Annotated in this window: 23 protein-coding genes; 12 read left to right on the forward strand and 11 right to left on the reverse strand. The window is 49.9% G+C overall.

Translation table 11 applies throughout. The annotated features are described in order from the left end of the window. Positions 1-102: 102 nt before the first annotated feature. Positions 103-954, reverse strand: a complete 852-nt coding sequence (gene asd, locus D0C16_RS19790; protein WP_151033935.1) for an archaetidylserine decarboxylase — start codon at positions 952-954, stop codon at positions 103-105. A gap of 239 nt (positions 955-1,193) precedes the next feature. Here asd and D0C16_RS19795 point away from each other — a divergent pair, with 239 nt between their 5' ends. The 6 genes from D0C16_RS19795 (at position 1,194) to D0C16_RS19820 (ending at position 5,614) form a co-directional block, all read left to right on the forward strand. Then, the gene (locus D0C16_RS19795; protein ID WP_151033936.1) at positions 1,194-1,592 is read left to right on the forward strand and encodes a DUF6488 family protein; all 399 of its coding nucleotides are present in this window, start codon (positions 1,194-1,196) and stop codon (positions 1,590-1,592) included. Between the two features lie 415 nt (positions 1,593-2,007). Further along, positions 2,008-3,048, forward strand: coding sequence for a lytic polysaccharide monooxygenase (locus D0C16_RS19800; protein WP_151033937.1), 1,041 nt, complete (start codon positions 2,008-2,010; stop codon positions 3,046-3,048). A 54-nt stretch (positions 3,049-3,102) separates the two neighbouring features. Further along, a complete protein-coding gene (locus tag D0C16_RS19805) occupies positions 3,103-3,741 on the forward strand; it encodes a hypothetical protein (RefSeq protein WP_151033938.1) in 639 nt (212 codons plus the stop codon). A 78-nt stretch (positions 3,742-3,819) separates the two neighbouring features. Next, complete coding sequence (locus D0C16_RS19810; protein WP_151033939.1) at positions 3,820-4,467, forward strand: MBL fold metallo-hydrolase; 648 nt, start codon at positions 3,820-3,822, stop codon at positions 4,465-4,467. Positions 4,468-4,472: 5 nt separating this feature from the next. Further along, positions 4,473-5,210: a M48 family metallopeptidase gene (locus D0C16_RS19815; protein ID WP_225318771.1), complete on the forward strand. Its 738-nt coding sequence runs from the start codon at positions 4,473-4,475 to the stop codon at positions 5,208-5,210. Positions 5,211-5,230: 20 nt separating this feature from the next. Beyond that, positions 5,231-5,614, forward strand: coding sequence for a DUF2750 domain-containing protein (locus D0C16_RS19820; protein WP_151033940.1), 384 nt, complete (start codon positions 5,231-5,233; stop codon positions 5,612-5,614). Between the two features lie 24 nt (positions 5,615-5,638). Here D0C16_RS19820 and D0C16_RS19825 read toward each other — a convergent pair whose 3' ends face one another. After that, positions 5,639-6,013, reverse strand: coding sequence for a hypothetical protein (locus D0C16_RS19825; RefSeq protein ID WP_151033941.1), 375 nt, complete (start codon positions 6,011-6,013; stop codon positions 5,639-5,641). Between the two features lie 270 nt (positions 6,014-6,283). Here D0C16_RS19825 and D0C16_RS19830 point away from each other — a divergent pair, with 270 nt between their 5' ends. The 5 genes from D0C16_RS19830 to D0C16_RS19850 all read left to right on the forward strand — a co-directional run bounded on the left by D0C16_RS19830 (position 6,284) and on the right by D0C16_RS19850 (position 14,591). Continuing rightward, positions 6,284-6,778 (forward strand): LEA type 2 family protein, encoded by a 495-nt coding sequence (locus D0C16_RS19830; protein WP_151033942.1) that lies wholly within the window; start codon positions 6,284-6,286, stop codon positions 6,776-6,778. A gap of 149 nt (positions 6,779-6,927) precedes the next feature. After that, positions 6,928-9,186: a DNA topoisomerase IV subunit A gene (gene parC, locus D0C16_RS19835; protein WP_151033943.1), complete on the forward strand. Its 2,259-nt coding sequence runs from the start codon at positions 6,928-6,930 to the stop codon at positions 9,184-9,186. A gap of 107 nt (positions 9,187-9,293) precedes the next feature. Next, positions 9,294-9,563 carry a PilZ domain-containing protein gene (locus tag D0C16_RS19840; RefSeq protein WP_151033944.1) on the forward strand — a complete coding sequence of 90 codons (270 nt, stop codon included), beginning with the start codon at positions 9,294-9,296 and terminating at the stop codon, positions 9,561-9,563. A 136-nt stretch (positions 9,564-9,699) separates the two neighbouring features. Then, on the forward strand, positions 9,700-13,494 hold the full coding sequence (locus D0C16_RS19845) for a hypothetical protein (protein ID WP_151033945.1): 3,795 nt from the start codon (positions 9,700-9,702) through the stop codon (positions 13,492-13,494). A 35-nt stretch (positions 13,495-13,529) separates the two neighbouring features. Further along, positions 13,530-14,591, forward strand: coding sequence for a polysaccharide deacetylase family protein (locus D0C16_RS19850; protein ID WP_225318772.1), 1,062 nt, complete (start codon positions 13,530-13,532; stop codon positions 14,589-14,591). Between the two features lie 15 nt (positions 14,592-14,606). Here the strand turns inward: D0C16_RS19850 and D0C16_RS19855 are convergent, their stop codons facing one another. The 7 genes from D0C16_RS19855 to D0C16_RS19885 all read right to left on the reverse strand — a co-directional run bounded on the left by D0C16_RS19855 (position 14,607) and on the right by D0C16_RS19885 (position 20,651). Continuing rightward, positions 14,607-15,245 (reverse strand): ParA family protein, encoded by a 639-nt coding sequence (locus D0C16_RS19855; RefSeq protein WP_151033947.1) that lies wholly within the window; start codon positions 15,243-15,245, stop codon positions 14,607-14,609. Between the two features lie 130 nt (positions 15,246-15,375). Continuing rightward, complete coding sequence (locus D0C16_RS19860; protein WP_151033948.1) at positions 15,376-16,716, reverse strand: hypothetical protein; 1,341 nt, start codon at positions 16,714-16,716, stop codon at positions 15,376-15,378. Next, positions 16,706-17,284, reverse strand: a complete 579-nt coding sequence (locus tag D0C16_RS19865) for an outer membrane beta-barrel protein (RefSeq protein ID WP_151033949.1) — start codon at positions 17,282-17,284, stop codon at positions 16,706-16,708. Before D0C16_RS19865 ends, D0C16_RS19860 begins: the two co-directional genes overlap by 11 nt. Positions 17,285-17,358: 74 nt before the next feature. Further along, positions 17,359-18,153, reverse strand: coding sequence for a glucosaminidase domain-containing protein (locus D0C16_RS19870; RefSeq protein ID WP_151033950.1), 795 nt, complete (start codon positions 18,151-18,153; stop codon positions 17,359-17,361). Positions 18,154-18,198: 45 nt separating this feature from the next. Then, positions 18,199-18,888 carry a replication protein P gene (locus D0C16_RS19875; RefSeq protein ID WP_191968561.1) on the reverse strand — a complete coding sequence of 230 codons (690 nt, stop codon included), beginning with the start codon at positions 18,886-18,888 and terminating at the stop codon, positions 18,199-18,201. Continuing rightward, the gene (locus tag D0C16_RS19880) at positions 18,800-19,993 is read right to left on the reverse strand and encodes a DnaT-like ssDNA-binding domain-containing protein (protein WP_151033951.1); all 1,194 of its coding nucleotides are present in this window, start codon (positions 19,991-19,993) and stop codon (positions 18,800-18,802) included. Before D0C16_RS19880 ends, D0C16_RS19875 begins: the two co-directional genes overlap by 89 nt. Positions 19,994-20,252: 259 nt before the next feature. Continuing rightward, entirely contained in the window at positions 20,253-20,651 is a 399-nt protein-coding gene (locus D0C16_RS19885) for a hypothetical protein (protein ID WP_151033952.1), read from the reverse strand. Between the two features lie 222 nt (positions 20,652-20,873). Here D0C16_RS19885 and D0C16_RS19890 point away from each other — a divergent pair, with 222 nt between their 5' ends. Continuing rightward, positions 20,874-21,710 carry a hypothetical protein gene (locus D0C16_RS19890; RefSeq protein WP_151033953.1) on the forward strand — a complete coding sequence of 279 codons (837 nt, stop codon included), beginning with the start codon at positions 20,874-20,876 and terminating at the stop codon, positions 21,708-21,710. A 101-nt stretch (positions 21,711-21,811) separates the two neighbouring features. Here D0C16_RS19890 and D0C16_RS19895 read toward each other — a convergent pair whose 3' ends face one another. Beyond that, the gene (locus D0C16_RS19895; RefSeq protein WP_151033954.1) at positions 21,812-23,185 is read right to left on the reverse strand and encodes a sensor histidine kinase; all 1,374 of its coding nucleotides are present in this window, start codon (positions 23,183-23,185) and stop codon (positions 21,812-21,814) included. A 26-nt stretch (positions 23,186-23,211) separates the two neighbouring features. Beyond that, on the reverse strand, positions 23,212-24,777 hold the full coding sequence (locus tag D0C16_RS19900) for a DUF3369 domain-containing protein (RefSeq protein ID WP_151033955.1): 1,566 nt from the start codon (positions 24,775-24,777) through the stop codon (positions 23,212-23,214). Between the last annotated feature and the right edge of the window lie 27 nt (positions 24,778-24,804).

Below are 24,804 nucleotides of genomic sequence, written 5' to 3' on the forward strand. Positions count from 1 at the left end.
GATTTTTCCGGAATTGGTCGTTTCCAATCGTTACAGTCCTGTGACCAATTCCGGTGTATTTGATAGGTGTATCTGGAGGAGTAAATAGGTGCGCGCGGGGAATTAAATTCGCTTCCCCATCACCTCGCCCATTTTGGTTGGGGTGGTTGCCATGAATTTTTGGTCCCACTGCATTTTGTCTTTGGCAAATAAAATGATCGCTGTCGACCCCAGTTTAAAGCGGCCCATTTCATCGCCCTTGGCTAACTGGATATTCTGATAAGGGTAATTGGACGTTGCAATGTCGCGGCTGGCGAAAGGTGCTATCTGGCCATCCCATACCGTTTCTATGCCCGCTACAATCATGGCGCCAACAAGTATCACAGCCATGGGGCCAATGTCGGTATCAAAAATGGCCACGGCGCGCTCGTTGCGTGAAAAAAGGCGCGGGACATTTTCGGCCGTTACGGTATTCACTGAAAATAATTCGCCCGGCACGCTGACCATGGTGCGCAACTTGCCGCCGTAGGGCATGTGTACGCGGTGGTAATCGCGCGGCGATAAATACACAGTGGCAAAGTTGCCATCGGTAAATTCCGCCGCGAGTGCTTCATCGCCACCAAGCAGTTCCAGCGCCGTGTAGTCCTGGCCTTTCGCTTGAAAAATTTTGCCGTCGATAATCTTGCCCAGTTGGCTGATGGCGCCATCAGCGGGGCACACAATGCTGTCGCTGGCCGAGTCAATTGGACGGGCACCGGGTTTGAGTGCCCGGGTGAAAAAATCATTAAAGCAGGCATAGGCGGTTGGATTTTCTTCTGCCGCCAGGCTCATATCAACCTGGTAACGTTTTACAAACCATTTAATAAAGGTGTTCTTAATAAAAGGTGTTTGGGTGCTGGCCAACCAACCGGCGGCGCGGGAGAGCGCATGCTGGGGAACCAGGTGTTGTAAACCAATAAAAATACGTGGGTTCATTCGACAGAATATTTCCTTTGGGGCGATCGGGTTGTTGGATGCTGGCCGCAAAACAGGCCAGCAGTGTAGCAAACTCTGTGGGGTGCGCGCGAAACTTGCCAAATTTGTACTGTTAATTCCTGCGGGGCTCTGGTCGAATAGTTATTGAGCAGTTTGCATGGTGTGTCTGATGATGAATTGTTTTAGTGGTCGTTTCCTACTGGTGATTTCTTGCAAATAAAAATAACGAGGAGAAAATAATGAAAAGGCAGTTGATAAACATAGTGTTGTTCCGGGTATTTCTGATCAGCTTTTTGTGGAGCCAGTTTGCACTGGCACATGAGGGGCATGAGCATGCGCCAGTGTCGATCAAATCTGCACTGGAGATAGGCGTGAAGACGGCAAAAAATTACGCTGCTTCCTCTTCGCCATTTGCCGTTGGTAAGTTGCCTGCATCCTGGGCTTCACTGACAGACGCAGACGTTAGCATTTATGAAAATGGGCGTGGATATTACGTGGTAGCGGTTAACAATGTGCAGGAGGCTAAAACGCTGTATCTGAAAATCCTCTTGGATGGCGCCATTGCCGGCGCAAATTACACAGGTAATTTTGCGGCCTCGTCGTCCGTGTCTTCGATTTCCGCATCATCTGGCGGATAAATTTTCACAGTTGTCCTCTTAATCGACGCATTCATTTAATTGATCGAGGGCATTGTTTTTAACAATTTGACAGCGCTGTCTGCTGCGCAGAGACTTTCGCCTGCGCAGTTGTCCACTTGCATACCGGAGGCGTTTTTTGATCCGGCCAAGATTAGAACAATAACGATAAAAACCCGAAAGTACCTGTGCTCTCTCCTATGATTTTGCAGTTCATAAGCACTCGATGGACGTCTGCATGTCTCTCCGGCAATACCTGTTGCGGTTGTATTTCGCGGATAAGTAGCGCTTTGGTGTGCGGCGAAAGGCCGGGCTCAGAGCGGGTGGTCACTTGTAGTTTCCCAAGGCGGGTTGTCCGGGGGTTTTGATTCCGACAGGAATCGTTTCTCTTATCCGGTTAAGTGAAGGAGTGTGAATAATGAATAAGAAATTAATCCAACGAAGCGGTTTGGGTGCGGTATTACTGGCTTTTTCTGCGGTGACGTTTGGTCACGGTTTTGTCGATAGCCCGGGCGCACGCAACTATTTTTGCGGCAAGGTCACCAAGCCCGATGAGGTGGCTAACGGGACAGCTAAATACCCGGTGTGCGGCGATGCTTTTGCGAGCGACTTTAACGGCGGCTACTCCTATATGAGCGTGCTCAATCACCATCAAGGGCGCAAGGTTCTGGGGCCGGTTTCAAAAAATGTGTGCGGTTTTGACAGCGAAACCTGGAAAGGCGGTAAAACGCCTTGGGACAATTCCATCAATTGGCCGGTAAACAATATCAATTCCGGCAGTTTGGTGTTTTCCTGGGATATCAGTAATGGCCCACATTTCGATGACACCTCGGACTTCCGTTATTGGATCACCAAACCGGGCTTCGTTTATCAAGTCGGTAAGGAGTTAACCTGGGCAGATTTTGAAGACCAACCCTTCTGCGATTTACCTTATAACGACGACAACCCCGGCGCTTACCCCAATGTTCGTGCAGATAAGGGCAACGCGCATATCCACACCACTTGTACAGTTCCTTCGCGCACTGGTCGCCATGTGATATACGCTGAGTGGGGCCGCGAACCGCCAACCTACGAGCGCTTCCACGGTTGTATTGATGTGCAAATCGGTGGCGGAGGTAATACCAGTTCGGTGCCGGCGAGCTCCCGTTCCAGTATCGCGCCCAGCTCTTCCAGCCGTTCCAGCGCGCTACCGAGTTCTTCAAGCCGTTCCAGCCTGGTGCCAAGTTCATCAAGTCGTTCCAGCTTGGCTCCCAGCTCGTCCAGCCGCTCCAGTAGTTCGTCGAGCCGTTCGAGTGTGGCGCCGGTCTCGTCCAGTCGCGCCGCCTCATCAACAGGTTCGACCGCCTACTGTAATTGGTATGGCTGGATGGTGCCCATCTGTAAAACGCAAACCACCGGGTGGCACAACGAGAACAGTCAGACTTGTGTCGGTCAGCTGACTTGCGACGCACCGCGATAAGGGTTTTATCCCTGGCGGTACGCCGCCAGGGTTCAGTTTGAAGGAGGTATTCGAGTGAATATTCAGATAGTTAAGACGCGCTTGCCGGTTTGGGGGGGCGCATTGGTGCTGCCGATTTTGGCGTTGGGGTTTTATCTCGATCAGCAGCGGCCACGGGGCGTTGATACGTTTACCCGGCATCAACTGACCGTTCCGGGTGCCAAGGCTCCGGAAAAAGAAATCCCTGTTGCAGTTGCCGGGCAACCCCCCGTCGCTGTGTTGCCATCAACGGGTTATGGAACCTTGGCAGAGGAGGAGCCTGCAGTTTTACTTTCCCCGGAGGAGGCGCGCAAGGCGGTATTTGGTAAAGAGAATGCGGTCTATGAGAAGGCCACTAATTTGTTTGAAGCGGAAGCAATTGATGTGGATTGGGCGATGACCTATGAGCAGTCGCTGCGCGCAATGTTTGCCAGTCATTCGGGGTTGATGCGCGTCAGTGTCAATTCCATCAGTTGTCACACCAGCATGTGTCGTATCGAAGTTTTTACGCCGCGCGATACCGATGCGGATTATTTCACTGCCATGTTTTACAACGCGCTGGATAACTTCCGTGAAGGCGCACTCAAGGCGGAGGCTTCCATTGCCAGACGCATGGAGCAGGGGCTGACATCAGTCTACATTGCGCGTAAAGGGTATACCCTGGGGTTTTACTAATCAGAAGAAACCTGCTGCGTCGAGTAAGTCTATCTGGCTGTGGTATTGTGTCGGCCTCGAACAACGCGAGGTTCCATAGTGCTGCATTACCAGATTATTCCCGTTACTCATTACCAACAAAATTGCACCTTGCTCTGGTGCGATCAAACCCGTGATGCGGCGGTGGTTGACCCAGGTGGTGATGTCGAGCGAATTCTGGCCGAGGCCGCGGCTCTTGATGTGAAGCTCTCGCAAATCCTGCTTACTCACGGCCATCTGGATCACGTGGGTGCCACGGCCGCGCTGGTGAAGCGCCTTGGGCTTCCAGTAATCGGTCCACATGCGGACGATCTTTTCTGGATCAACCTGCTGCCACAGCAGGCGCAGATGATGGGCTTTGTGCCTGTTGAGGGTTTTGTGCCAACGCGCCTGTTAAATCACAACGATAGGGTCAAGGTCGGAAATACCGAGCTAAAGGTATTGCATTGCCCTGGACACACTCCCGGTCACGTTATTTTCTTTGATCCCGAGTCGCGTCTCGCGCAAGTGGGCGACGTGCTCTTCAAAGGCTCCATTGGCAGAACCGATTTTCCTCGCGGCAATCACCAGGATCTACTTAACTCGATTCGCGAGCGGGTATTTCCCTTGGGTGATGATGTGCGTTTTATTCCCGGCCACGGCCCCATGTCCACGTTTGGCCATGAACGGGCCACAAATCCTTTTGTTGCCGATAAAAACTTTGGTTGATGTGCATGGATGAAATAATCGGGCTAAAAAAATCCCCGCCGCCCGCTGAGTTTGGGTTTGAGTTTTCCATCGCTCGCTCCGCACGGCGACGCACGGTAAGTATTGAAGTGCGCGCTGCCAAAGTAGTTGTCCGCGCACCCCTCAACACGGCGAAATCCTTTTTAATGGCGTTCCTACAGCAAAAAGCCGCTTGGGTCAGGGCCAAAATTGCCGAGCAGCAAGTGACTATGGCGGCGCGGCCAGAGGCCGCAGTCTATGGGCAAGGCAGTGAGCTAGCGTTTATGAATGAGCGCTTGCGTTTGGTGATAGGGCGCGGTTCCCGGGCCGCGATTGCGCGCGTAGGGCAGGAGCTGCATCTGTTGTTGTCAGCGCGGGTGCGCATGAGTGAGCAGGAACAAATTCGCGCCTTGTTGGCGCGTTGGTACCAGCAGCAAGCGCTGCAAATCCTTACGCGCAAAACGGCCGATCTGTGCGCACGCGCGGGGCTCGTCTGTACGTCCGTAAAAGTGCGGGCAACTCGTTCAAAGTGGGGGCATTGCACGAGCAAAGGTGCAATCCAATATAACTGGCAGATACTGCTGGCCCCGGAAGCTATAGTCGATTATCTTGTCGCCCACGAAGTCAGCCACCTGCGCCACCAAAACCACAGTGCCGAGTTTTGGGCCTTGGTAGCTAACCTCTGCCCCTCGTGCAAGGCTGATCGCGTCTGGTTAAAAGCCAACGGCGCAAGGCTCTGTTTATAAACCTCGAAAAGGCAATCCGCATGAACGATACAGTGACTATTGAACCATTAGGTGATGATCCCGCCGAAAATCTCGACCGTTTTATTGTGGAGGCTATGGAATTAGGCTGTGTATGGGGCTTGCAAGGGCCGGATGGTTGGGCGCTCAGCGCTTCTGAAGATCATGACGATGTGGACGTAATGCCTTTCTGGTCGCAAGAGTCCTTTGCGCGCGCCCATTGTGTGGATGATTGGGCCGGTTATCAGCCAGTACCGGTAGACCTTGAAGAGTTTTTGGAAGATTGGCTGCCTGGAATGCATGAGGATGTCTTGCTGGTGGGCATAAATTGGAACGAAGAGCTTGAAGGTGAAGAGATGGAACCGCTGGATTTACTCGAAGAGTTCGAAGCTGAGATGAGTGACTAGCGGCGTTTGCGCAGGCCTTTTAATTTAATAAAAGGCCTCTTTGGGTAGATCCTGATCGCTGTCGAGATCGCCAATTAAATGCATATGCAGCAAGTCAATTTCAAAGGTTTTGCAATAGTCCTCAAGCTGTTTCAAGCTTTCAGTGCCGGGTGACAGGCTGTACCAATAACACGCATCATCGTCGCGCAATGCCAGCACAAACTCCAAAGAGCTGGGCACCATCTTGTGCGATAAATGGCTGAAAATTTTGCGCTGTAATTGCAAGACAGAAAAATTAAAATCTGCGCACAGGCGCATTAGCTGCGGGTAATGGGATTCGCGCCTATCCTGAAAGCGAATTTCGCGGCTGCCAAATAAATCATCCGGGTTAATGAGTTGTTTTTGCGGTGAGTTCAACATATTGAGTCAGTCAGGGCTGTAACACTGAAGAGCTGACCATCACTGGTAAAAATATTGCAGTGGCAAATCCGGCGACTGCCCCGATAATAAGGGTCGTAAACATCGATATCATTATTCTATGGCGTTTATCTGACCAACCAAAAGATGAATAGCCAGTTAAAAGCCTGTGGATTAGATCACAGAGTTGTTAGGCGGCGGGAGCAGCCAGATCACAGTTTTCATTTTTCCCGAGCGCGCAGTGTGCGTTTATAGATCAGGATACCGACAGAAATGGCTAAAATTTCCGCAAAAATAATATTTGGTTGCAATAAGTTTTTTTTAATAACCGTTTGTATGTTGCTGGCAAGTTGTGCCAGTTTGCAGCCAAAGCTTGAGCAGCCGGGCGTGAAAGTGGCCGGATTGCAGTTGTTGCCCACACAAGGGTTTAGTCAGCCCATCGAAGTTAGCTTATTAATCTCCAATCCCAATGATCGCGATTTATCCTTGCGTGGAATTTCCTATACCATCGGCATTGAGAATTTTGACTTGCTCAGCGGAGTGAGCAACGAATTGCCAGTACTGACTGCCTATAAGGAAACACCGGTAAAAGTCGTGGTGACCGCCAATGTGCTGCAGCTGGTGAAATTGCTGGAGCATTTTGGCCGCAATGGGATACGTGAAGAAGTGAATTACAATTTTGCAGCCAAGCTGGATTTTAGTGCCTGGTTGCCGGCCTTGCGTGTCAATGAAAAAGGGGCCATTCCCTTGGTGCAAAAACGTAAATAATGCACGCGCCTGGTTGGTGTAAAGACACGTTGGTGTAAATTCCGTTTATGTAACAGCAATTGATGTAAAAGCAGTCGAAGTAAAAATCAGTTTGTAAAACCACCAATCAATTCTTGATGATTTTTAGTCTTAGCAGTTCAGGATGTTAAATGAGTGACGAAATAACCCTGCCCGAAGCCGATGAGCGTATCGCGCTCAAGGACTATACCGAGAAAGCGTATCTCGACTATTCCATGTATGTAATTCTCGACCGCGCCCTGCCACATATTGGTGACGGTCTTAAACCGGTTCAGCGCCGCATTGTTTATGCGATGAGCGAGTTGGGCCTGAGTGCGAGTGCGAAATATAAAAAATCAGCGCGCACCGTGGGCGATGTAATCGGTAAATTCCACCCGCACGGCGACTCCGCGTCTTACGAAGCCATGGTGTTAATGGCTCAGCCATTTTCCTATCGCTACACGCTGGTCGATGGTCAGGGCAACTGGGGCTCGCCGGATGACCCCAAGTCTTTCGCGGCTATGCGTTACACGGAATCGCGCCTCACCAAATACAGCGAAGTATTGTTGGAAGAGTTGGGGCAGGGCACAGTGGATTGGCAGCCCAACTTCGACGGTACCTTGGAAGAACCTGCGGTGTTGCCGGCGCGTGTACCCAACGTGTTGCTAAACGGAACTACCGGTATTGCGGTAGGTATGGCGACCGATATTCCACCGCACAATTTGCGCGAAGTGGTTAATGCATGTGTGCATGTGCTCGATAATCCTGGCGCGACGGTTGCGGAACTCTGTCAGCATATTCTCGGCCCCGATATGCCGACGGAAGCGGAAATTATTTCCTCGCGCGACGACATCATTAAAATGTATGAAACCGGGCGCGGCAGTATTCGCATGCGCGCGGTTTGGCAAAAAGACGAAGAGTCGGGCGATATTATTATTACCGCGCTGCCGCATCAGGTCAGTGGTGCAAAAATTCTCGAGCAAATTGCCGCGCAAATGCAGGCAAAAAAATTGCCGATGGTTGCTGACTTGCGCGATGAGTCCGATCACGAAAATCCAACCCGTCTGGTAATTGTTCCGCGTTCCAATCGCGTGGATCTCGAACAAATCATGCAGCACTTATTTGCGACGACTGAGCTGGAACGCACCTATCGTGTCAATATGAACATGATTGGTATCGATGGCAAACCCGCCGTTAAACCGCTCAATAAAATTTTGAGCGAGTGGCTAAGTTTCCGCACCGTAACAACCCGTCGCCGTTTGCAATATCGGTTGGAAAAAGTTGAGGAACGTTTGCTGCGTTTGGCGGCCTTGATGATTGTGTTCCTCAATGTGGATGAAGTTATCCGCATTATTCGTGAGGAGGAACATCCAAAGCCGGTATTGATTAAGCGATTTAATTTAGTCGAAATGCAGGCGGAATATATTCTTGAAACCAAATTGCGCCAGTTAGCGCGTTTGGAAGAAATGAAAATCCGTCAGGAGCAAGACGACCTGATGAAAGAGCGCGATGGCTTGCAAAAAATTCTTGATTCCGCTGTGAAATTAAAAAATCTGGTGCGCAAAGAATTGCTGCAGGTTGCAGAGAAGTTTGGCGATGAGCGCCGCTCGCCAATCGTCGAGCGTGCTGAAGCGCAGGCACTCAGTGAAACCGAATTGGTGAGTGCGGAAGCCATTACCGTTGTAATTTCCGATAAAGGCTGGATTCGCGCCGCCAAAGGTCACGATGTTGATGCGGCAGGCCTAAGCTACAAAGCCGGAGATAGCTTCAAATTTGCAGTGCAGGGAAAGAGCAACCAGAGTGTAATTTTGGTGGATTCCACCGGCCGCAGCTATGCCGTTCCCGCGCACAACTTGCCCTCGGCGCGTGGTCAGGGCGAGCCGTTAAGTGGTCGCATTAGCCCGCCGAGTGGAGCTACCTTTGAAGGGGCCCTGATGGGTGCCGATACTCAGCGTGTGCTCATCGCTTCCGATGCCGGTTATGGTTTTGTGGCCAAACTGGAGGACCTGGCAAGTAAGAACAAAGCGGGTAAAGCGCTGCTCACCTTGCCTGAAGGTGCCTTGGTGTTACCACCGCAACTAATCACTAACCCTGAGCAGGCGCAACTGGCTGCCGTTAGCAATGACGGTCGTCTATTGGTTTTCCCGGTGACCGAGCTGCCAGAGCTGGCCAAAGGTAAAGGCAATAAGATCATGAATATCCCGGGGGCCAAGGTGATTAGCCGCGAGGAGTTTGTGGTTTCCTTAAATGTCATCAGCCCTGGTCAGGTGTTGACGCTCTATTCCGGCAAGCGCCATATCACCTTGAAGGCGTCGGATCTTGAGCATTACAAAGGCGAGCGTGGCCGCCGCGGAAACAAATTACCGCGTGGATTCCAAAAAGTGGATAAGGCAGAAGTAAGCGACAAGTGATATTCTGTACATATTCTGTCCAGCGCCTCGCCGGTTAAGTTCAGGCGAGGCATTGCTCGGGCAGGCTTCGGCAGAGTTTTACAAGTAAAAAAATAACAGGTAGACACATGTCTAAAGAAAAACGAAAACACATCCGCACCCCTTTTGCTTGCCGCATTAAAATAGTTCACGATAGTATTGGCGAGTTGCTAGTAAAAACTCGCGATATTTCCGATGGTGGTGTATTTGTCGTTCTTGAGCCCGAGCAGATTCCTCCGGTGGGAACTGTTGTTGCTGGTCAAGTTCAGGGCCTAATGGATGATGCGCCCGTGTTGCAAATGGAAGTGGTGCGCGTAGAGCCTGTTGGCGTAGGTCTGCGCTTTGTGCACGACGATTGATACCCGTCAAACCCTCAATTAGTAATTTTCCGATAATACCGCTGCAAAGCGCTTCCATTTTGGTGCTTTCAGATTTCTGCCCTCTGTATAACCTGAATAATATCGGGGCAGCTCACTGAAAACTGCAGGAGTTCTTGTGTACAAACTCACCTACAAGGGCCAATTTGTCGATGGATTCGATGCAGACCAGGTAGTTGGCAACCTGGCTCAGCTATTGAACCTCAAGCCCAAGGCTGTGCGTCTGGCATTTTTGTCAGAGCGCCCCAGCGTTATAAAAATGCTCGACTCTGCAAGTGAAGTGGAGCGCTGGTGCGCAGCCTTTCAAGAAGCCGGGGTTTATCTGGATGTGATGGGTGTGGATTCACCCGATGAAGAAAGTATTGCCGATCAAATCGAGTTAGAGCTGGAGCTGCACGCCTTGGATCTGGGCGATGAGGAGGAGCCAGACGAGCGTCAATATCTGATTCGTAAAGTGATCAGCCCTGATTTTGATAGTGACCCGCAAACGTTTGCCAATCAACCCTTGGCCACCCGCGCTCTGAGTGAATATCCAATAGACGTTATTCCTGCTGCAAAGCCAATGCCGCCGGTGAATGGCAATGCCATTAACGGTCACGCGGTCAACGGTGCGGCTGCAAATGAAACGGCGGTAAACGGCCACGCAGTAAATGGTCGTGCCCAACAAACGGGTAAAAATGGTGCTCACCCAAATGGCACCCATAAGTCGGTGGTGGCCGCCGCAGATCCAATTGAGGTTACTCCTGCTAACGTTCAGACTGCTGCGTTAACAAAAAAGACGGTTAACACCGCGAAACCCCAGACTCCAGCGAAAGTTGCTGCCGAAAAACCTGCACCGGCGGCCGAACCTATTCCTGTCGCCACGCCTGCGCCTCAGGTGGATGTGGTTGAAGTTGATGCTGTAAGCGCACCTGAATTGCATGAGCTGTCAGTCGCTAAGATTGATGCGCTGGCGGCGCAGCAGCAATTGGATGAGACGGCGGCAAGTATTGTTTCATCCGGTGAGGTGCCACCCGAAACCGTTGCCGACGAGCGTGCAGCCCCTGCGCCGCAAGTCCCTGTTGCTGCCCAGCCGGCCGAAGGGAAAAAAGCGGCTGCTATGGCGAGCCTTGCCCCGACCGCATTAATTGCGGAAACACCCGCGCGTTTTGATCACGGTGATATCGAGGCGCTCGCCGAAGTACCGCTGCTTGATGATGGATTAATTACCGATGATCAACTTACCGATGAGGAGCTTGATCTGGGCGATGAGCAGTTGGATGAGGACTTCGATGAGGATGTCTATGAGGAAGTCAATTTCCATAAGTCCCATTTTGTTTGGGGTATGCTCGTCATCCTGCTGGCGATTATTGCAACGGCCGGCACCATTCTCTGGTTAAAGCGTTCCACCTGGACCCCGGTGACAGTAGCGCCTCAGGAGCAAAAAATTACCGAGGCCATAGCGTCCTCAACCTTGTTCGGCATGGTTCACGCCGACGTGGATCGACTGCAATTGTTGTCGCCATCCACGGATGTTTTTGCCCAATTGACGGAACCCAAAGCGGGCTTCTGGAGTGGCCTGAGCGGTGCCGGGATAGATATCAAACACGAGGTAGATGATCTCTGGGTCGGGGTCTATGGACAAAATAATCAAACCAAGGTGCTTTGGGTGTTGCAGGGAAATTTTTCCGCCGCAGCCTGGGGTGATTGGTTGAAGAAAAATTACACCATTGATAGCGATACGCCAGACGCGCTGATTTTTTCCAGCATGGATGAATTTAGCTGCGAGAAGTCGCCGGTGATGAGTGCCAGCATCAGCAACAACCAAATTGTGCTGGGCGCTCCGGAGTTGGTTGCGGCCTTTAATGGTCGTATGCAGGCGGGTGCTGCTCCTGAAAAAAATCTTGAAACCTGGGCTAAAGGATATAATACCCAAATGGTATCCGCAGTCCTGTTTCACCCAGGGCAACTGCCGGAGGGATCTGCCGCAATGGCGCTGGGAAAGTTGTCGCTCCCGGCAGAGCCTATTCAGGGAATTTATCTCGGGCTTGAGCCAAAAATGTTTCCACCGGCGGTGAAGTTTGATGCGCTTATCGCCAGTGACAATCAACAATTTCTTACCGATGCCTCTGCGAAATTAACGGCGGCGACCAGCCTTGCAAAAACCAGTATGGCTACTGATTGGCCAGAGACGCTCGCACTCTATGAGCGGATAAAGTTGGTGCAAGAGCCCAATCAGCTGCACGCCAGCCTTAATCTGGATAATCAGGCTCCGCAGCAAATTCAGACGTGGGTTTCCTCACTATTGACGCGGGCCTTTGGTTTGGCGAGTGCACCAGTGCCGGTGGCAGAAGAGCGCCTCGATCCTAACCCCGCCCAATTTACCAGTTTGACCGCGGCGGAATTGCCTCCCTTTGCCAGCAATCAACAGCTTAATGAGACCTTTGTTGCCCAGGCTTCCACGGGACCGTTTGGTTTGGGGGTACGTACCCTGGAGGAAGGTGCGCAGGGGCTTGAGATCAATCTGGATGTTAACGCGTTTAACCTACCCAACCTGAGTAAAGAAAACGACAGCGTTATGCTGCGCATTACCGACATTGTGGATCACCAGGATAAATCCTTATTGGCCGATGTTGGTGGTTGTGCAGGCGGTATTAAGCAGCCGGCCAATATCAATATGGTTTATCAAGGCAATGCCATGGCCAATGGCCAGATGATTAGTTTTACCGGTTTGCAGGGCACTAAAAAAATCCTGTTACCCGCCGGTGTGGCACTGACGTCAGTGGGTGCGATCAAGGGGGTTATCAGCCAGCAATTGCCGGTAGAGGTTGAGCGGGTAAACCTCAATGGTCCCTTGGCAGGTAAAACACTGGATTTACACGGTGTTCAGTTACGCTTTTTGTCGGCCGAATCCAATCGTTTGTATTTTCAAGTGAGCGGAAATACCTCTGCGTTATTGCAGGTTAATGCGCTGAATGAGGATGGCAAGGTGCTAGCCACTACTAACAGTATGCGCGGCGATAATTTTTTTGATAATGGCAAAACAATCAGCATTGATTACCAGGGAAAAATTGCGGCCGCGGAAGTGGTCGTTGCCAGCAAGCTCGAACCCAAAAATTACGACTTTAGCATTGCGCGGCTTTTTCCACCGGCCAAACCTTTCCTGATTGAAAAGTCGGATGGATCACCTTTGGCGGCAACGAGCTTGTCGGCGCTCGAGAAAGAATCACCACCTAATGATGTGATCTATCCCTACCAATCGCCCAAACAAACCATCGCAGCCGGGCCTGCGTTAATCGCACTCAATGAACTGAATCTCAACGGGCAACAATTTTCGCTGCTGGCGGATATCTATACCCGCAACACCCATCCGCTGGCAGGGCAGTTGAGTGCGGTGCGCATGGTGATCAGCGAAATAGAAGATTCTTCCGGAAATTTGCACGAGGTTAATCATCAAGCGCCAATTGCGATGGAGCATATGGGTGGCGGTTGGGTGAATGGCAAATTCGAGCCAGATCCAAACAAGCCCTGGCTGCGCGGACAACTCGAATTGCGCGAGCGCCCGCTGGAACAAGCGGATGCGGTGGCGCTTTGGGGTAAGCTGGTGTTTTTGGCGGCGGAAGATCCGATCTCGGTCAAGGTGCCATTTCAATTCGGCATGCAGTGGAATAGTAATGACGGCAACTTAAAACTACGTCGTTGGGAAGCTGGGCGATTGGTTTTTGATGTCGAAGGCAATTTCCCGGAGCTTATGTCGGTAAAAGCGCTGGATGATATGGGGCTGGTGGTGAGCCAGCCTGCGGAAGTGCGAACCAGCTTTGGCAAAAATACGATTGAGCTGGACATAAAACAAATTCCGGAAACAATTGAGTTCAATATTCCTCGCACACAAAATCGCAAAGAGTTCCCATTGGAAATTCGAGTATTGCAATAAGTGTGTGATATCAGGGTTAACGGAGTCGTGTGCGCGTGAACATTCGCTGGTGGTTATTGTTTGCAGCTTGTTGGTGTTTACCAGCAAATGCTGCGGTCGTTGTGCTTTACCACCACGTGAGCAATAACACACCCAAATCCACCAGCATTAGCCCAGCGGCGTTTGAAGCGCAGATGGATTACTTGGCCGACAACAATTTCACTATAGTTCCTTTACCAGAGCTGGTTGAAAAACTGCGCAAGGGCGAGCCACTGCCGGATAAAACTGTCGCCATCAGTTTTGATGATTCCTACGCAAGCGTTTATGAATCTGCATATCCCCGCTTAAAAAAACGCGGCTGGCCATTTACCTTTTTTGTGAATACCGATTCTGTCGGTGAATCCAAACTATTTGTCAGCTGGGATCAGTTGCGTGAAATGGCTAAGCACGGTGCTACTATTGCCAATCACACCAGCACTCACACTCATTTACCGCGCAACAATCCCGGCGAAAGCAAAAGCGATTATCGCGCGCGTATTCGCGCTGATATTGAAAAAGCCCAACAAAAAATCAAACAGGAAATTGGCGATGCCCCCATGATGCTCGCCTATCCCTTTGGTGAATATGATGTTGAGGTGCAGCAGATCGCAAAAAAAATGGGCTATATCGCATTTGGCCAGCAATCCGGGGTGCTTTACGAACAAGGCGATTTGCAAGCCGTACCGCGTTTCCCTTTCGGCGGTAGCTTTACCGAGCTGGACGATTTTATTATGAAGGTCAACACCAAGCCCATGCCCACCAGCGCGGTCAGTTTTTTTGCCAACAAACAGGATGAGTTGGAAAATCTGACGGTGCGTGCAGGTGATAGACCCTGGTTGGTATTGAAATTGAGTGATGCGAGTTTGCTGAAAAAAATAAATTGTTTTGCAACCGGTCAAGGCCCAATTACTGTAGAAGTAATTGATCAGCAAGTCTGGGCACAGGCAAAACAACCGCTGAGCACCGGGCGCACCCGTTATAACTGCACCGCGTATTCAGGAGAAAAAGGCCGCTTTTATTGGTACACGCAACAATGGCTGGCGACAGATAAAAATGGTAACTGGACTTACAAGGATTAAGCGTCCACCTTTGCGTCAGGTTTTTGGTCCCGGTTCCAGCCACTCAATAATCTCTTGCCATTGCTGTAAATCTTTTTGCACGTGACGTGTCGGTAAATCAAAAATCGAAATTCCATTCTCCATCGCACGAATATAATTTTGTGAATCGCGCAGGGTTCCAATCAAGGGAATTTGTACGCGCTGTAAAAAATCCATCAGCTCCTGATGAAACCGTAAATGTGCGCGAGTGCGGTTGGCGATCATGCCGGCGCGAACGTTTTTGTCTAACAGTCCCGAGCGATAAAGTTGCATTAAAAAACGCAGTCCTGCTTTGATGTCGACGGGCGACGGCAAAATAGGAATCAGTAATTGGCTGGTTTTATCCGCGCGAAATAAACGCGAGTCTGCGTTAGGTTGCCAGCCGGCCGGCATATCTTGAATCACCACCGTATCGGTGATATCTGCTTGAAATTCTTCCTCGGTGTTCAATGTGATTAATTCAATCACAGCGCAATTCGCCGGGCGGGATGCATGCCAGTCAGCGGCAGATTTTTGCGGGTCGCGATCAATTAGTACAGTAGGAATTTGACGGTTGGCGTAATGGCAGGCAATGCTGGTCGCGATAGTGGTTTTACCACAACCGCCTTTGGGATTTACTACCAGAATACTAGGCATGGTGAGGTTAGTTCCTCCGTGGTAGTCAAAGTTTTTGTTGGCTGGTAAATCGGCTAACAGGATTATGCAAGGCAAATGTAAAAAAACCGCACTGGGTGCGGTTTTTAGGTGATGGCATTTTACAGAAAAATCACGGGCTAATGGTTAACTGAATGCTGTCTTTCAGTTCGGATCCATCAGTGCCGATAATAGTTTTGTTGTTTTTATCAAAGAGTCGGGTATTCAGTGTAATGATGGTACTGGTGGTCAATGTCAGCGAGTCTTTTACTTCGACTGTGACCTCACCATTTGCATTGACCGTAGCAGCCAGGTTATTTGCGTCAATGCCTGTGGGTAGGTTGGTGAAAGTCCACTCGCTATTGGTACCCTTATAAACCTCGGGGTCCAAATTGGTAGTGGTTGGATAAGTCACTTTAATGCGTGGGTTAATTTTACTTCCAACGGATATCGAGAGCGATTCGGTTGCGTTAGTGTTGGCGCTACTGATAATTTCAATTTTTTGTATGTCGGGCTTGGTGACTTTCACCACCAGCGTTTTGGTAATGCCATCACAGTCTGCTGTGAGGGTGACATCTGTCCCCTCGGCGCTCCCATCTGCAGCAGTAATTTCACCGGTGGTTGAATTAACCGTGAGGGCACTGGTGTTGCTGCTGGTGAGAGAGGCATTTTTGGTAATGTCGGCAGTGGAGGTATCACGATATGTGCCGGTGACTTTAATGGTTTTCTTTTGGCCCTGACGCAGTTCAAACGATTCACTGGGCGTGAGATCTACACTGGCAAGGTTGGCCGCGATTGTGAATTGAAATTCAGGAGAGCTGATTTCCTTTTTGTCGTTGTCCAACCCAGTGGCTGTGACATTAATAACGCCATTTTTTTTGGTGCTAAGTGTAGAGCTGTTAACATCGGGAAAGCTGGCGATATTAACTGGCGTGCTGCCAGTGATTTTCCAAGTCAAAGGAAATTCGTAGGACTTGCCGTCATCAAAGGTCGAGGTTGCTTTAAATGAAGTGTTTTTGCAAACGTCGACACTGGCATTGGCGCTGTCGTGACTAACGGCAACGCTTTTTAAATTGGCGTCGGTGAGTGTTACCATGGTCTCATCGGTAATGCCGGCGTAGGAGACCAGCAGTTTTACTTCGCCGGTATCACCTTTGGTATTTTTGCCCTCAAACAAACCATTTTTAATAGTGCCCAGCTTTTTATCTGATAGCTCCCAACTGGCTTTGCTGGTCAGGTCGGCAATAATTTTGCCCTCAGCGTTCAACCCATTCACTTTGAATTGGTGAGTGCCTTGTACATGCACGGTAATGTTGTCTTCGGTCAATGCAATTTGAGTGACGGTATTTTTCGTGGCATCGACTGTTTGCGAAAAACGTGCGCTGTCACCATCGCCACCGCCGCAGCCCGTCAGCGTAATCAGTCCAACGCTGGCTATTAGTGCCAATGACAAATGAAATCCTTTAGAACGCATAGCTAACTCCCAGGCCGCAGCCATCTACTCGTAAATCATCATCGTTGTAAGAGCGAACACAATCCAGTGTCCACGAATAAGGCTTTCCTTCAATAATCGGATCTTGCAGGGAAAAGCCGAAGCTAAAACCGGAAAAGGTATCGCTATGCGGTTCTGTACTAACACGTGGCAGGTGATATTCAAGCTCAGTTGATGCGTAGCCTAGCAGTACACTGATTTTTAAATCACTCGGCTCATGCTCAGGATTTGTCAGTGTGATATAGGCTCCGGTTTGCTCGGTGATCTCTACGGTCATCCCGTTCTTTTCGTCATCGCTCATAGGAACCCCTACAACACCTTGCAGGCCGATACCATCCAAAATGCCGTCGGTAAATTCCAAGCCGCCTTTAAATTGGAATACGGTCGGAGAGAAGCGGCTGTGGGTCAGGTTATCGGATTTGCTGGACACCTGGGTGTAGACTGCTTGGCCGGAAACGTGAAAATCCAGCGGAATGTCTGCATTTGCGCCGGTGCTGGCAAGAGCGCCTAACAGCAGTGCGCTCAGGGGAGTAACCAGTTGTTTACACATAAGTATTCCTTGCTGTGTTATCAATGAGGTGTGTAGGTAGTACTAAATTACATTTGAACGTTTATTTGAAATTGTTACTCAAGATCGTTACTGCGGATCACTGTGCGCAATTCGTGGATATAGGCACTGCCGCGTCCGGAATATTTGCCCAGTTCTGCCACCATTGCATGGCCGGTAAAGGCCGCTGGCTGGTCGCGCAACTGTGCGCGCAGTTGGCGCCAGGGGCGATAGGCATTGTGGGTATTTATGTTGTTGAAGTATGCCGTAAGCGATTCTTCCACATTGTTAAACTTTTTAACTTCGTGCTTGGCGTGTGTCGAGCGCTTGCTCGGCACTATGCCGCAGCCGGGTTTATAACACCAGTGACCAAATAAATTGTGGGCTTCTTCCGCAAAACGCGAGGTGCCCCAACCGGATTCCACCGCCGCTTGCGCCAGTACCATCGCGGAGGGAATGCTATCCACGCGCAGCAATAAAATATCAACCGCTTTCGCATCATCCGGATAGGTTTCATAAGTCACATGAAATTTTTCGCGTAGCTTTTCCAAATTGCGTTTGTTCACGCCGCTAATAGTTTGTGAACTGTCCCGCTCGGCTTTGATTTTTAATAAACGCTCGCGCGATTGTAATAACTTGGTATTTTTTTCTTCTACCAAGGGGCGCAACATAGCCAGGAATTGTTCCTTGCGCTCCGGCGTTTGGTCGATAGCGGCAAAGTCAGGCAAAAGGGTGCTGCTGGTAAGTTCATCCTCGTCCATAAAGACTTGCTGTAGGGGTGTACTCATCAGCCCTATGACCAGTACCAGTGTCGCCAGTGGGAAGGCGATAAGCGAAAGACCGAGAAACCATTGTGAAGCGTGTTTGTTCATTGCGTGAATTTACCTGGGTGTTGCGGTTGATTGAAAACGTAAAAATTAAATATCCAGTTGTTTGCGCAGCTCTTCCATGCGCTTGAGATTCTCTTCGCGGCTGAGCGGAGTTTCGATTGTTTGCGGCAGTGCCGGCGCATTGGGTGCCGGTAATTGCTCGCCGTTCATAACTCGCTCGCAAATCTTTAAGTAGTGGCGCTCGTAAATCGGGAAGGCAATTTTTTCCGCATTGCTTGCTAAAAAATACCAATCGCTGGCACAACCGGCGTGATACACCGCCGGATGGCTCCAGTGGTAAGCCGCTTTAGGGCTGGAAGCGCGGCAGGCCTCTACATAGGCAGCGTGAGCGTCGATCAAGCCGAACTTTTCCGGCTCGCCCTGACAGGCGCGAATCATACGGTGCAATGTAGGTAAATACTCTGACTCTTCTATCACTTTGCGTGCGCCGCGCAAAATAGTTTCCGGCGCAAACTGCGCGAGCGAATTTAGCCAGAGGCGGCGCGCTTGGTTGAGCAGTTCATTGTCTTTAAACGCGCTGTAATACTGGTTGTGATAATTAATGCGGAACAGGGCAAACACCTGATTAATCGCATCGATATGTGCATCGGTAGGTGCGCTGTTCTGCTCGCGTTGCGCACGCGCTGAATCAGCTGGCCCAGCTGCGGTCGTTGAGCTGTTCTGCGAGGCTGCTATCTCTTGTGCGACCTGATGAATGAGGGATTTGCTGTCCTGCATGGTTAACCTGCTGCGAGTTGACGGTGGTTAATGCGTGTTGTTTGGCCCAGTGATATTTCACGTGCTGCAAAAATTTGGTGTTCCAACTGGCGTAGACCTGATTGCTGTCGCGCCAGAAAAGCACGAACTCGGCGACCTGCTGCTGCGCGAATTTCAAATCGATATTGGCCAGCTTTAACACGTCATAGACATCTTTACCCGGCTGCCAGTTCTCGGGAATGCGTTTTGGTTCGGTATCGTGTTCCAGCGCCGAGTTGTAACGGAGCCATTGGCGTTTTACATGCTGGATAAATTTGCTGTTCCAGGTGCGGCCTACTTCGCCGCGCTCTTGCCAATAAACGACAAATTCCGGAATCGAATCTTCCACAAACGCGAGGCTGATGCCAGCGTGCTTCACCAGCACTTCCAGCGCATCGCGCGTGGGGCGCCATTGGCTGTGCATGGCAGTTTCCAGATCGCGCTTTAAAAACTCGGCATCGCGCTCGCGCACTTGTCGCTCTTTATCTTCGCGTTGCTGACGTGCGTTCAGGGTTTCGTAGTTGCGCCACTTGTGCAGCACATCCTTTAAAAATTTCGCGCCCCAGCTGTGGCTGGTTTCCCCGCGCTCGCGCCAGTAGGTCACAAACTCGGGCAACTGTTGCCACACAAATTCCGGTGGGATCGCGTACTGGGCGATTTGCTTGAGCAATTCCTGGTCCGGCTGCCAGTGAGGTGGAATCAGGTTGGCGCCCGGTGTGATTTGCGGCGCGACAGAAACCGCAGCGGCAACGCCCGGAATCGGTTGCGATGTTTGTGTCGGCGCACTATCGAGCGATAAGGTCAGGCGACGGCTCTCTGCAAAGGGGGCAGATACCAGTTGGATTACACCTTTGTCGTGCAGGCTGCGGCTGATGCGCTGGATGTCATAGTCAGTCCAGAAGGGCAACATCCGCTCGGCCCAATCGCCACCCACGTCCAGCCACTGGCGGCCATTGGCCTGGGTTAGCGGGAGAAAGCAAGCCAGCTCCGCCAAAACCCCCAGCATGCAGGCCTCCTCCAGGCCGATAGTAGCGGCAAGGGAAGGCGAAATCAGCAGTGGGCGTTCGGGAATCAGGGGTGACGTCATGGCAATAACAGGGCCAAAGCCCAAAAAATTCTAGGTCGGGAATTGTAGGCTGATAGGGTAAAGGATGCCAGTGGCACCAGTAGGTTATATCCGCATCGTATGTAGGATTTTAACTACAAGTCCAATGTTTGAGATCGGTTACATGAATCTTGATGTTGGCGTTTAAGTGTGTAGATGAGTGTGGTTATGAGAGCTACCATTCACTGCCTTTTCGCGAAAGGGAAACAATATTCACAATAGGAGAAGCTTATGTTTTGGGTTAACTTGGGATTGCGTTGTAAAAAATATGGTTCGTGCTCATCATTGCTTTTAAAGGGCGTGAGTTATTTATTGCCCGCAATGGTTGTTTTTTGTGTGCTGCCGACAAATGCTGCCTATGTCTGTCAACAATATGAGTCATGTGCAATGATAAATAAGGGCTATTATTGGGAAAGAGTTTGCAAGCCTGCGCAAAATTGTACTTGGGTGCCTGATGCTCCATCCTCGCCACCATCACCATCACCATCACCATCACCATCACCACAAGCGCAACCTCCAGTACAACCACCACCACCGCAATCGCCCTCCAAGGAATGCTTGTTACTAGAGGCTCAAATTGAACACTACTATTTACAATGTACAGCTGATGCAAAAAGGAAGTTTGTTGAAAATTCTGCATTGTGTCCGCCTAGCACATCAAACACTGTTGAGGGTGGAGTTAATGGTCCTGTGTCTGGTAGCGCTTCAAATACTACTAGTCCAAATAGTACATGTGTTAGTGGTCATATGCGTGTACAAGGTGCTGACATGGGGCAATGTGCGGCTAATAGGTCTGCGCTAAATATTAACTATGTTAATCAATGTAAATAATTTGCTTATGAAGCTATTAAAGGACGGTGTCGTGCAAATACCTAAATTCAAATTACTTGTTCTTTCATTGTTGTTAATTAGTTGTTGTATTGGGATGTTTTGGTTTTTTTTGGAGCACACTGATCAAGCTAAATTAGCAGAGAGCGAAAGTGGGGAAGGATTGGCGTTAGCCCAAACTACTTCCTCTGATTCTACGAGTCCTTATGCAGCTTCTGTTGCATTGCCCTTAGTCAAGAAAAATGGAGATGCCTTGCGTGGATTTATGGGAACTCCTGCAGAAACAGCTGAAGTAAAAAAATGGTTTGCCCAACATGGTGAATTATTTAGTGAAGAAGATCTTGAATATCAAAGTTATGATGAGAGTACGCTCAGGCAATTGGGAAATGATGGTGATATTCGTGCATTACACCGCTTGGCTAAGATGTGTGTTGATAAAGACCATTATATGCTCGAAGGGTATGGGGGCGCAGTAGCAGAGGAGTATCTTTGGAGGGCTGCTGTCTTGGGGTCATCAAAAGCACTAGCTGATTTGGCTTTAATGTATGATGCTCGTGTTTTTGGAACACCAGGCATATCAGCTACCGAAAAGCGCTTGGCTGTCATTGAGGTTTTGGCTAGATATGATGCAGCCTCTTATCGAGGTAACAGATATCCAAATATAAATGACGCAAGTGTTTTTAAAGAAACCTATCAAATCAATTTGTCGACAGAAGAACAATTAAAGGTGAATAACCGAGCGCAAGAAATTTACGATAGCTTATCGAAGAGGCGCAGTGAGTTAGGGTTGGATGAATTTGATAACTCAGTTCCCGACTCGGTAGAAAAATTTTTTGAGGTTCAGGAGTCAATTTTCAAAGAGAATTTATAGTTAATATTTTTTTGATTTGAATGTTTGCCGGGCCGTTGTCCGGCTTTTTGTTTATAGGTAAACGTTTAGGTCTGGGGGTAAGTTTAATAAATTAAACCACCCTATTGTTGGGAATGTTTTTTGGGGATGCTTATTAAAAAACTGGCCCCCTGAGACTGATCCTCACCCAGAATAATCTCTCCCCCCAATTTCTGCGTTACCAGATTGTAAACAATCGATAGCCCCAAGCCTGAGCCGCCGGTGCGGCGGGCGGTGGTGAAAAAGGGTTCGAAGATTTTGTGGCGAATTTCATTGGCGATGCCACAGCCATTGTCGCGGTAGTGGATGGTGATTTTTTCAGGTGACTCGGATAATTCGATACGGATTTTTTTCTCCGCGATGTTGGCGTAAGCGTGGTGGATGGAGTTGGTGATCAAGTTGGTAATGATTTGAGCAATTGCTCCCGGGTGGCTATTGATTTGGATGTTATTGCCCGGCTCAAGTTGGCAGTTCACCTGATGTTTTTTCAACAGTGGTTGCAGGCTTTTCAACGTTAAATCGATACAGGCACGCAGTTCAAATTGTTCTTCTTCATGCGCCGTGTGAATAGCGCCGGAAAGCTTAAAGTTTTGCACCAGAGTGGCAGCGCGATTGAGGTTGTTATTAATTAAACCCAGGCCGTCGTCAATGCCTCCCAGAAATTGGGCAAACTCCTCTTCGTTTAATTGTTCATCGCGATAGAGCTTTTGTACTCGCTTTAATTCGTTGGCGCAGTGGCTGGCAGATGTCACGGCGATGCCGAGCGGGGTATTGATTTCGTGGGCAAGGCCGGAGACCAGGCGGCCGAGAGAGGCGAGTTTTTCGCTTTCAATCAGTTTTGCCTGAGTGTGATTTAAATTACGCAGCGCCGTTTGCAATGTATCGGTGCGCTCAGTCACTTTTTGTTCCAACTGTTCGTTAATTTCCTTGAGCTGTTGCTCGTACTCATTGCGCTGGGCGGCGCTGATCGCGCGGCCGTAGGTGTCAGCCAACGCGCTGGCAAAGGCAATTTCTTCGTTGCTCCAGGTGCGCATAGGGCCCTGGTGCTCGCAGCAAATAATGCCGAGCATATGCCCTCTGTGGCGAATGGGCGCATCCAGCATAGAGGTAATGCCAAAAGGAATTAAATAGGCCTCGCGAAATTCGACGGTGCTGGAATGTTGCTGTGCATCATTAGCAACGATGGCGCGCTCGTTGTCCAGGCTGGTGAAATAATGGGGGAAGTTGGTGCGTGCCAACTCCAGTGTGCCATCGATTGTGCAGTCATCCCCATCAATTAACATGCGACAGCGAATGGCCTGTTTGTCATCATTAAAAATCCAAATGCCCACGCGATTAATTTGCAAACCATGCAGTGCTGCGGTGAGAATTAATAATCCTGCAGCCTGTAGGTCGCCGTCATCGACCATGCTCGATTTGGAAACATCGTGCAGAATATCGTACAGCGTTCGTTGCATAGGGATTGTTCTACTCGTAGGGGAAATTAATGTGTTGGGTGATCGGGAAAGTTTGCGCGAATTTCACGGAAATTATCAAACAGTGAAAGTGCAGCCTCCACCATGCCGGGATCGAATTGTTTGCCACTGCGCTCGGTAATGTATTGGATAATATCGTTTTCTTGCCAGGGTTTTTTGTAGGCGCGCTCTGAACCCAGCGCATCTATCACATCGATAATCGCCACTATGCGCCCTTCCAGTGGAATGGCATTACCTGACAACCCCAGCGGATAGCCGCTACCATCCCAATATTCGTGATGACTGAGCGCAATGCGTGCACCCATTTTGGCAATGGTGCGCGTGGAATCTTTTAATAACTCATAACCGATTTGCGCGTGGGTTTTCATGGTCTCCCATTCGCTATCCGTCAGTTTTCCTGGTTTGTGCAGAATACTTTCCGGTATGCCAATTTTGCCAATGTCATGTAGTGGCGATGCGTGTTTTAGCAATTCCGCAAACTCGCTGCTCTGGCCGAGTTTGAGTGCCATCAATTCACACATTAGCGCAACGCGGCGCACGTGAGTGCCGGTTTCTTTGGAGCGTTGTTCAATTGCGTCGCCCAGAACCAGCAGCAATTCTTTCTGGGTTTCCTGAATATGTTCGCGGCTGTGCAGGTTCTGAAAAATTAGAGTGATATTGGCTGCGAACAATTTGAGAATTTCATTATGGGCCGGATCGTGCCCATCATGAAAGCGGGTGTAGAGTACGCTTTGACTGTTATCGTTGGTGTGGTAGTAGCCGACAAATACGTTGTCGCTGACAAAAGACTGCTGACGGTCAAGTGTATCCAGTACCGCAGCCTTGATTTCGGGCGGAATAATATCGGTGTCCCACTGGGTGTTGAGTTGAACCTGATCACCGGTGGCGGCGAGCAGAATTAACTCTGCATCACCAAATAAATCCACCTGCTGACTTACCAAATACATCTCTGCGGTTTTTATATTCAGCAATTGTAAGGTGTGATTGAGCACTGCATTGCCGAATTGATAGAGGGTTTGGCTGCGCAACACCGAATCTGAAGCCGCGATAACCTTTTGCATGCCGCGCTTGCTGGATTCAATCGTACAAATATCGCGATATGAACGAATAGCAGAATAAACACAGGTTTTTAATTTTGTATCGGTAAGTTCGGTTTTGCTTTTGTAATCGTTGATATCGTAAGTGCGGATGATAGTTTCTTCCGGCGCTGTACCCGGCTGGCCCGTGCGCAGCACGATGCGAGTGGAATGATTGTTTAGCTCATTGCGAATGTTGTGGATTAGCTCCAAGCCGGCATTGTCGGTTTCCATAATCACGTCGACAAATGCCAAGGCAATGTCCGGGTGCTCCTTAAATAAACTCAGCCCTTCTGCAGCGCTAAACGCATTTAAAAACATCAGGGGTTGTTCATCAATTTTGGTGTTCTTCAATACCATCTGGGTAACGGCGTGAACCTGTTCTTCGTCATCAATAATCGCCACCTTCCAGGGGAGCGCCTGTGCTTGGGGGCTGGCATAAGGTTGCAGTGAAGAGGGCGTGTTGCTTGCTTGACTGGTCGCTTTCAAAAATTTCATAGCTATCATCCCGGGATCTTGCGGTAA

The sequence above is a fragment of the Cellvibrio sp. KY-GH-1 genome (assembly GCF_008806975.1).
Lineage (GTDB): Bacteria > Pseudomonadota > Gammaproteobacteria > Pseudomonadales > Cellvibrionaceae > Cellvibrio.